Below are 8,381 nucleotides of genomic sequence, written 5' to 3' on the forward strand. Positions count from 1 at the left end.
CTCAGTGAATAGTAGCCGACATGTCCACCGCACATGTCCTGCTGGGGCTCCTGGCCGGCGGCCCCCGGCACGGGTATGACCTGAAACGGGCGCACGACGACCGCCTGCCCCAGGCCAAACCGCTGGCCTACGGGCAGGTCTACGCCACGCTCGGCCGGCTCGAACGGGACGGGTTGGTCGCCCAGTCCGGCCAGGACCAGGAGGCTGGGCCGGAGCGCACCTCCTACCAGCTGACCGACCTCGGCCGGGAGCGTCTGGCCGCGTGGCTGGTCGAGGTGGAGCCCCCGGCCCCACATGTCAACAGCGTCCTGTTCAACAAAGTGGTGGTCGCGCTGCTGGCGTCCGGAACCGAGCAGGCCACCGGATATCTCACCGCGCAGCGGGCCGCCCACATGGCCCGGATGCGCGAGCTGACCGCGGTCAAGACCAGGCCCGGGGCCTCCGTCGGCGATGTCGTCGCCGCGGATTACGCGATCGGGCACCTCGACGCCGACCTGCGCTGGTTGCAGACCACCTTGGCGCGGGTCGCCGAGCTGCAGAAGGAAGTGAACTCTTGAGCACAGCACTGTTGAGCGCGACCGGGATCGCCAAGAGCTACGGCGCGACGCCGGCCCTGCGCGGGGTGGACCTCACCGTGGCCGAGGGCGAGATCGTGGCGATCACCGGCCCGAGCGGTTGCGGCAAGTCCACCCTGCTGCACTGCCTGGCCGGCATCCTCCGGGCCGATCAGGGCTCGATCGTCTACCGCGACCAGGACCTGAACCTGTGGTCCGAGACGTCCCGGTCGCGGCTGCGGCGCACCGACTTCGGGGTGCTGTTCCAGTTCGGGCAGCTCGTGCCCGAACTGACCGCGGCCGAGAACGTCGCCCTCCCGCTGCTTCTCGCCGGTTCGGGGCGGCGAGAAGCACGGGAGGCGGCGCTCGGCTGGCTCGAACGGTTCGACGTCGCCGACGTGGCCGACAAGCGGCCGGGCGCGATGTCGGGCGGCCAGCAGCAGCGCTGCGCGGCGGCCCGGGCCCTGGTCACCGCCCCGCGCGTGATCTTCGCGGACGAGCCGACCGGCGCGCTGGACCAGCTCAGCGGCGAGCAGGTGATGGCCGCGATGGTGCAGGCGGTGCGCGAGCAGGGCAGCTCGGTGGTGCTGGTGACCCACGAGGCGCCGATCGCGGCGTACGCGGACCGGGAGGTCGTGCTGCGGGACGGCGCGATCGACCCGAGCGGGATCGGGATCTTCGGATGAGGCCCGGCACGCTCATCCGCCTCAGCCTGGCCGGCAACCGCACCGACCGGCTCCGCACCGGGCTGACCGCGGCCAGCGCCGCCCTGGCCGCCGTGGCACTGCTGGCCGCCGCGACGGTCGCGGCGATCCACGGTGGAGAATGGATCGACAAACCGGTCGACCTGGGAGTGCAGCGAGTCCTGTCGTCCGGTTCCGATCAGTACGCGAGCGCGCTGCTGGCCGAGCAGGGCCTGCGCCCCGGCGTGATCTTCGCGCTGGTCATGCTCGCTCTGCCGGTGCTCGCACTGGCCGGTCAGTGCATCCGGCTGGGCGCGCCGGCCCGGGACCGCCGACTCGCCGCGCTGCGGCTGGCCGGGGCGACACCCGGGCAGACCGTGCTGATCGCCGGCGCGGAAACGGCCGCGGCCAGCCTGCTCGGATCGATCGTCGGGTTCGGCGTCTACCTGGTTCTGCGTGTCGTGCTGGACCGCCGGAACGGGGACGGGAAACTTCTGCTGCCCACCGACGTACGGCCGAATTCGTTGATTTTGATCCTGGCTCTTCTGACCGTGCCGTTGCTGGCCGGGCTGATCGGATTGCTGCTGATGCGCCGCGTGGTGGTCACGCCGCTCGGCGTCGAGCGACGGCCGCGCGAGCACGGGCCGCGACCCTGGCCGGGTGTGCTGATCGTGCTCGGCCTGGTCCTGTTCGCGCCGAAAACCCTGGCCGACCTGGTTCCGGACGACTGGCGCCTGCCCGAGTGGACGCCGCTGGCCCTGATGGGCGCCGGCGTGCTGTGCGTGATGGTCGGCGTCGTGCTCGGCACCGGATGGATCTCCTACACCGCCGGGCGACTGCTGCGACGGTACGGCCGCGGCCCGGTCACCCTGCTGGCCGGCGCGCGCCTGATGGCCGATCCGTGGAACGGCAGCCGCACGATCGGCGCGCTGCTCGCCGCCGTGGTGTTCGGCGCCGGGACGCTCGGATTCCGCGCCGACCTGGCCACCGATTTCGCCGCGCAGGATCGGTTCAACCAGCTCTCCGACCCGTCCGGTGACCGGTACGTCACCGACACGTCGTTCTACTTCGGCGCGATCCGCCTGGTCATGATCGCGGTTACGATCGCCCTGGTCGTCGCGGCCGGCGGCATGCTGGTCACGTTCGCCGAGGGGATCGTGGCCCGGCGCCGCACCTTCGCGGCCATGACGGCCGGCGGGGTGCCCCGGCGAACCCTCGGCGCGATGCTGCTCTGGGTCACGTTCGCACCCCTGCTGCCGGCCCTGCTCCTGGCCCTGATCTCCGGGGTGTCGCTGATCCGCAGCATGCGAACCGAAGTCCCGGTGGCGGGCGACACCGTGAAGGTGGTGCTGCCCATCCCGATCCCGTTCGGGCCGTTGGCCCTGCTCGGCGGCGGGGCCGTGCTGGCCATGCTGCTGGTGGTGGGTGCCGGAATGATGGTGCTGCGGTCCAGCACCGACCTCGAAGAGCTCCGCGCCAGCTGAGCGGCCTCAGTCGTAGTACGAGTCCAGCGGGTCCTCCTCCACCAGGTTGCCCTCCGGATAGGGAATGCCGAGCTCCTGGAAGAAGACGTGAGCCAGCAGCTCGGTGTGGTGGAAGTAGATGAGGGCCGCGCGTAGCGAGGTGAAGGTCTCCGGCCGGTCGTCCAGGTTCCGCAACGCCTGGTGCGGATAGCGGAGCAAGCGTTGGTACTGCCCGGGGTATCGCTCGTCGAGCTGGGCCTTGTCGTGGTCGACCCGCTGCACGGCGGCGAGCACCCGCGCGGCCAACCGTTCCGCGTAGCGCTCGACCAGCCGTTCCGGGCTGGGCGCGGGCGCGGTGCCACCCCGGCCGGAGACGGCCAGGTCGCTCGCGGCCGCGTTGGCCTCGGTGACGGTGCCGTCGCGGTCGATCTTGAACAGCGCGACAACGATCTCGTCGGCCGCGGCCAGCGCGGCCGCGGTGTAGCCCGAGGTCGAGTAGAAGATGTGGTGCTCCACGAAGGGACGCGTCCCGCGCAACTGCTGCACGGGCGGGGCACCGACCGGCAGGGCCATCATCTTCACCTGGGCCACCGCGTGTGCGGACGTGATGTCGAGACCGCCGTCGCGTCCGCCGGCCGTCTTCTCCGCGTCGGCAAAACCCAACACCCGCATGTGGTGGGCGGCAATGTCCTCAGCCGCCCGCCAGTCGGCCGGCAATACCGGCGCCGATTCCGGCTCCGATTCCGGCGCGGCCGCGAGGAGGTCGGCGGCGTCGGGAACGCCCGGAACCGCGTCGGTCTCGGGAAGCCGGCGGATGTGCGGGCCGGCGCCCTCCTCGATGATCGTGGCGTCGAGGCCCTCACGATCGTCGAGGAACACCTTGATGGCGAGGTCGGCGCCGTCGGCCGATTCCAGGGTCGTGGCCCAGCCGGTGTGCGGCCACGCCGTGGCCCGACTGCTGGTCACGGACCAGCCACCGTCGGCCCGCCCCGGAATGACGGTGTCGTCGGCGTGCTCGCGGTGCAGCAGAATCCAGGCCCGCAGCGTGCGCACCGCGACGATCGGGGTGGGTGACGGTCGTTCCAGGTCAATGGCGTTGAGAGCGCCGCCGGTGGGAGAAATGACGGCGTCGAGGAACAGTTCGACGTGGTCGCCGGGCTCGACAAGAGCGAGCAGTCGAGCGCCCATCGCGGTATCGATACCGCCGGGTCGACGCTGGGTCAGGTAGCGACGATAGGCCCAGGCCGTCCGGGAATCCGTCCGCAAGAAATCCGCCGGCTCTTTACTTTCCGCGGGCGCCGCGGCAGCTTCCGCCAGCGGTGCAGCCACGGGCTCGGCCCCGGGCAGCACGGAGACAGGCGTCGGGTCCGCAAGAACCGGCGCGGGCTCCGGGTCTGCGGGGACCGGCGCGGGCTGAGGCTCAGGCACCAAGGCATCCGGTTTTGAAGGCGCCGAGGCCTGCTGCGACGGGAGGGTTCCACGAGCAAAGCTCCGGGCCAACCCAAAACAATTCGCCAGCAGGAAAACCCCGATGACCCCGGCAACAATGATCAGGACTCGATGCTCAGCGAGCCCACCATTCCAGAGGCCGTCAAACACCGCGTTGATCGCCACGAAGGCAGCGAAGACTCCGAGATATCCCGGAACCAGCGCTACCCCCGGCAGACCGGGCAGCTTCGCTTTCGAATCAGCTCGTTTCAACACCCGGCGCTGATACCACCGCCGGATCAGCACGATCCCGCCGCCACCGAAGACCACGACATCCAAAACGTACGAGGCCGGATTGGTGATCGTCCCCGTCGTCGGATACACCGCCATGACGATGAGCCAGACAATCCCGGCCACGAGCCGTATGTCGTTGGGGTCGCTGGTATTCGCCTGTGCCGGGCGCATCTCGTTCAAGGCAGCCTTCCTGTCCGAACCTCCCGATGATCTTGATCAAATGGGCGGCCGCCCAGCAATAGGGGTGTGGCGACTGTGACCTGCCTCAACGCCGGCGAGCCACCGCCACATGTAACGAGCATGTAACGGATCGGTGCCCTGTTCAGTCTCCGGCCACCCGACGGACAGTTGGATCGGGGATCCTTCTGGATCATGCAACGTACTTCCGGAATCGCCGCGCTCGTGGCGCTCACCACCCTGGCCGCCGGCACGCCGGCGTTCGCCTCCGAGCGACCGGCACGCGAGCTGACCGCGAAGGTCGAGACCCCGGCCCTGTACGACGACGAGGCCGGTGGAGACGCCGACGCCGACGACCCCGCCATCTGGGTCAACCAGGCGAACAAGGCCCGCAGCCTGGTCATCGGCACCGCCAAGAACGGCGGCCTGCGGGTCTACGACCTGTCCGGCCGCGAGGTGCAGTCGATCGCCACCCCGGAGGGCGGGCGTTTCAACAACGTCGACCTCATATCCGGCTTCAAGCTGGGCAATCAGCGCGTCGACCTGGCCGTCGTCACCGACCGCGGCCTCGACAAGCTCCGCATCTACCGGATCACCGCGGCCGGCCTGACCGACGTGACCTCGGCCGACGCGCCGCTGCTGTTCTCGAAGGACCAGGCCGAGGTCGAGGAGCAGGCCACCGGCTACGGCCTGGCCACCTATGACCGGTACGCGGTGGTCAGCCGCCGCCACAGCACCCGCCTCGGAATCTTCCGTCTGGAGGAGAAGCACGGCCGGGTCACCTACCGCACCTCGGACACCCTGGATCTGCCGAGCTCGTTCCGCCTGCCCAACGGCGGCACCTGGTCACCGTGCGAGGAGCCGGGCGAGGGTCCGCAGGTCGAGGGCATGGTCGTCGACGCCGAGGCGGGCGTGCTCTACGCCGCCCAGGAGGACGTCGCTCTCTGGCGCATCAACCTGGCCGGCGGCACGTTCAGCAGCATTCCGCGGATCGTCGAGCGCACCAAGGAGTACGGCGTTCCGGCCTCCTGGAACGCCACCACCGAGGAGTGCGATCTCGACACGGCCGGCGACCCGGGCCTCGGTGGCCGCATCGCCGCCGACGCCGAGGGCGCCACGATCTACTCCTCGGGCAAGCGCGACGGCTACCTGATCGTCTCCAGCCAGGGCGACAGCAAGTTCTACGTCTACGACCGCCGCACCAACAAGCCGGTCACCCTCTTCACCGTCACCGACGGCCCCAAGATCGACGGCGTCCAGCACTCCGACGGCGCCGCGGTCACCTCGGTGGCCCTCCCGGGCTACCCCAAGGGCCTACTCGTTCTCCACGACGGCGAGAACACCCCCAACAATGACCGCACGAGCACGAACTTCAAGTTCATCGACTGGCGCAACCTGATCCTCGCCAAAATCTAAAAGCCGCTTTTCCCGTACGGTCATAGCCCCGCCCCCAACGCAGAACACCCCGTCCCCGGGCATTCCCGGAGGCGGGGTGTTCCGTTTGTGGTGAACGCACAAAAAAGATTAGGCCCACCCCGCGTGGGGTGGGCCTAATCTGTAAGTTAAGTCCGGCGGCGTCCTACTCTCCCACACCCTCCCGAGTGCAGTACCATCGGCGCTGGAGGGCTTAGCTACCGGGTTCGGAATGTAACCGGGCGTTTCCCCTCCGCTATGACCACCGAAACAGCCATCAGCAGAACCAACCAGCAACCCGTCATACAGACCGGGGTGGTTGTTCGTTTGCTGTGAATCACACAGTGGACGCAAGTAAAATGTTTAGGGTGGTTAAGCCCTCGGCCTATTAGTACCGGTCAACTCAACACGTTACCGTGCTTACATCTCCGGCCTATCAACCCAGTAGTCTAGCTGGGAGCCTTACCCACTCAAGGTGGTGGGATACCTCATCTCGAAGCGAGCTTCCCGCTTAGATGCTTTCAGCGGTTATCCCTTCCGAACGTAGCCAACCAGCCGTGCCCTTGGCAGGACAACTGGCACACCAGAGGTTCGTCCGTCCCGGTCCTCTCGTACTAGGGACAGCCCTTCTCAAGTATCCAACGCGCACGGCGGATAGGGACCGAACTGTCTCACGACGTTCTAAACCCAGCTCGCGTACCGCTTTAATGGGCGAACAGCCCAACCCTTGGGACCTGCTACAGCCCCAGGATGCGACGAGCCGACATCGAGGTGCCAAACCATCCCGTCGATATGGACTCTTGGGGAAGATCAGCCTGTTATCCCCGGGGTACCTTTTATCCGTTGAGCGACACCGCTTCCACACGCAAGTGCCGGATCACTAGTCCCGACTTTCGTCCCTGCTCGACCCGTCAGTCTCACAGTCAAGCTCCCTTATGCACTTACACTCAACACCTGATTGCCAACCAGGCTGAGGGAACCTTTGGGCGCCTCCGTTACCCTTTAGGAGGCAACCGCCCCAGTTAAACTACCCACCAGACACTGTCCCTCGACCCGATCAGGGCCGCAAGTTAGATACCCAAACCCAACAGAGTGGTATTTCAACAATGACTCCACCCGAACTGGCGTCCGAGCTTCACAGTCTCCCACCTATCCTACACAATCGAATTCAGATACCAATGTCAAGCTATAGTAAAGGTCCCGGGGTCTTTCCGTCCTGCCGCGCGTAACGAGCATCTTTACTCGTACTGCAATTTCGCCGGGCCTGTGGTTGAGACAGTGGGGAAGTCGTTACGCCATTCGTGCAGGTCGGAACTTACCCGACAAGGAATTTCGCTACCTTAGGATGGTTATAGTTACCACCGCCGTTTACTGGCGCTTAAGTTCTCCGCCTCGCCCCGAAGAGCTAACAGGTCCCCTTAACGTTCCAGCACCGGGCAGGCGTCAGTCCATATACATCGTCTTACGACTTGGCATGGACCTGTGTTTTTAGTAAACAGTCGCTTCCCCCTGCTCTCTGCGGCCATACCACGCTCCACCAGCAAGTGGCTTCACGCGTCCGGCCCCCCTTCTCCCTAAGTTACGGGGGCAATTTGCCGAGTTCCTTAACCACAGTTCACCCGTCGCCTCGGTATTCTCTACCTGACCACCTGTGTCGGTTTAGGGTACGGGCCGCTCGAAACATCGCTAGAGGCTTTTCTCGGCAGCATAGGATCAATGACTTCACCAGAACGGCTCGGCATCACGTCTCAGCCTATTGCCATGCGGATTTGCCTACATGACGGCCTACACGCTTACCCCGGCACAACCACCGGCCGGGCTCATCTACCTTCCTGCGTCACCCCATCACTAAACTACTACCACCCGAGGTCCCAGACTCCACCAGTTCAGACCGAAGTCCTCGCCGGCTTCGCGTGGTTAGTACAAGTAGGTTCGTCTTGGGCGTTTCTTTGCGGGTACGGGAATATCAACCCGTTATCCATCGACTACGCCTCTCGGCCTCGCCTTAGGCCCCGACTCACCCAGGGCGGATTAGCCTGGCCCTGGAACCCTTGGTCATCCGGCGGAAGGGGTTCTCACCCTTCATTCGCTACTCATGCCTGCATTCTCACTCGTACAGCGTCCACACCTGGATCACTCCGGCGCTTCACCCGCTGCACGACGCTCCCCTACCCATCCACACTTACGTGTGAATGCCACAGCTTCGGCGGTGTGCTTGAGCCCCGCTACATTGTCGGCGCAGAACCACTTGACCAGTGAGCTATTACGCACTCTTTAAAGGATGGCTGCTTCTAAGCCAACCTCCTGGTTGTCCATGCGATCCCACATCCTTTTCCACTTAGCACACGCTTAGGGGCCTTAGCTGGCGA

The 8,381-nt window shown here is 66.3% G+C and carries 5 protein-coding genes and 2 rRNA genes (1 of these 7 only partly in view); 4 read left to right on the forward strand and 3 right to left on the reverse strand.

What is annotated here, in order from left to right:
• Positions 1–20 precede the first annotated feature (20 nt).
• Genes ACSHV8_RS40390 through ACSHV8_RS40400 form a run of 3 tightly spaced genes read left to right on the forward strand, consistent with a single transcriptional unit; the run spans position 21 to position 2,721 of the window.
• Positions 21–557 (forward strand): PadR family transcriptional regulator, encoded by a 537-nt coding sequence (locus tag ACSHV8_RS40390; protein WP_436524834.1) that lies wholly within the window; start codon positions 21–23, stop codon positions 555–557.
• Complete coding sequence (locus tag ACSHV8_RS40395; protein WP_436524836.1) at positions 554–1,240, forward strand: ABC transporter ATP-binding protein; 687 nt, start codon at positions 554–556, stop codon at positions 1,238–1,240. Before ACSHV8_RS40390 ends, ACSHV8_RS40395 begins: the two co-directional genes overlap by 4 nt.
• Positions 1,237–2,721 carry an FtsX-like permease family protein gene (locus tag ACSHV8_RS40400; RefSeq protein ID WP_436524838.1) on the forward strand — a complete coding sequence of 495 codons (1,485 nt, stop codon included), beginning with the start codon at positions 1,237–1,239 and terminating at the stop codon, positions 2,719–2,721. The genes ACSHV8_RS40395 and ACSHV8_RS40400 overlap by 4 nt, the downstream gene beginning before the upstream one ends.
• A 6-nt stretch (positions 2,722–2,727) precedes the next feature.
• Here ACSHV8_RS40400 and ACSHV8_RS40405 read toward each other — a convergent pair whose 3' ends face one another.
• Positions 2,728–4,593 carry a restriction endonuclease gene (locus ACSHV8_RS40405; protein WP_436537132.1) on the reverse strand — a complete coding sequence of 622 codons (1,866 nt, stop codon included), beginning with the start codon at positions 4,591–4,593 and terminating at the stop codon, positions 2,728–2,730.
• 201 nt (positions 4,594–4,794) lie between these two features.
• Here ACSHV8_RS40405 and ACSHV8_RS40410 point away from each other — a divergent pair, with 201 nt between their 5' ends.
• Complete coding sequence (locus tag ACSHV8_RS40410) at positions 4,795–6,015, forward strand: phytase (protein ID WP_436524840.1); 1,221 nt, start codon at positions 4,795–4,797, stop codon at positions 6,013–6,015.
• 150 nt (positions 6,016–6,165) lie between these two features.
• Here ACSHV8_RS40410 and rrf read toward each other — a convergent pair.
• Both rrf and ACSHV8_RS40420 read right to left on the reverse strand, forming a co-directional pair.
• Positions 6,166–6,282 (reverse strand): 5S ribosomal RNA (gene rrf, locus ACSHV8_RS40415).
• A 98-nt stretch (positions 6,283–6,380) separates the two neighbouring features.
• Positions 6,381–8,381: ribosomal RNA gene (locus tag ACSHV8_RS40420) — 23S ribosomal RNA — on the reverse strand; it runs 1,074 nt beyond the window's last position.

Origin of the sequence: Actinoplanes sp. HUAS TT8, assembly GCF_051380535.1 — a bacterium.
Classification (GTDB): domain Bacteria; phylum Actinomycetota; class Actinomycetes; order Mycobacteriales; family Micromonosporaceae; genus Actinoplanes.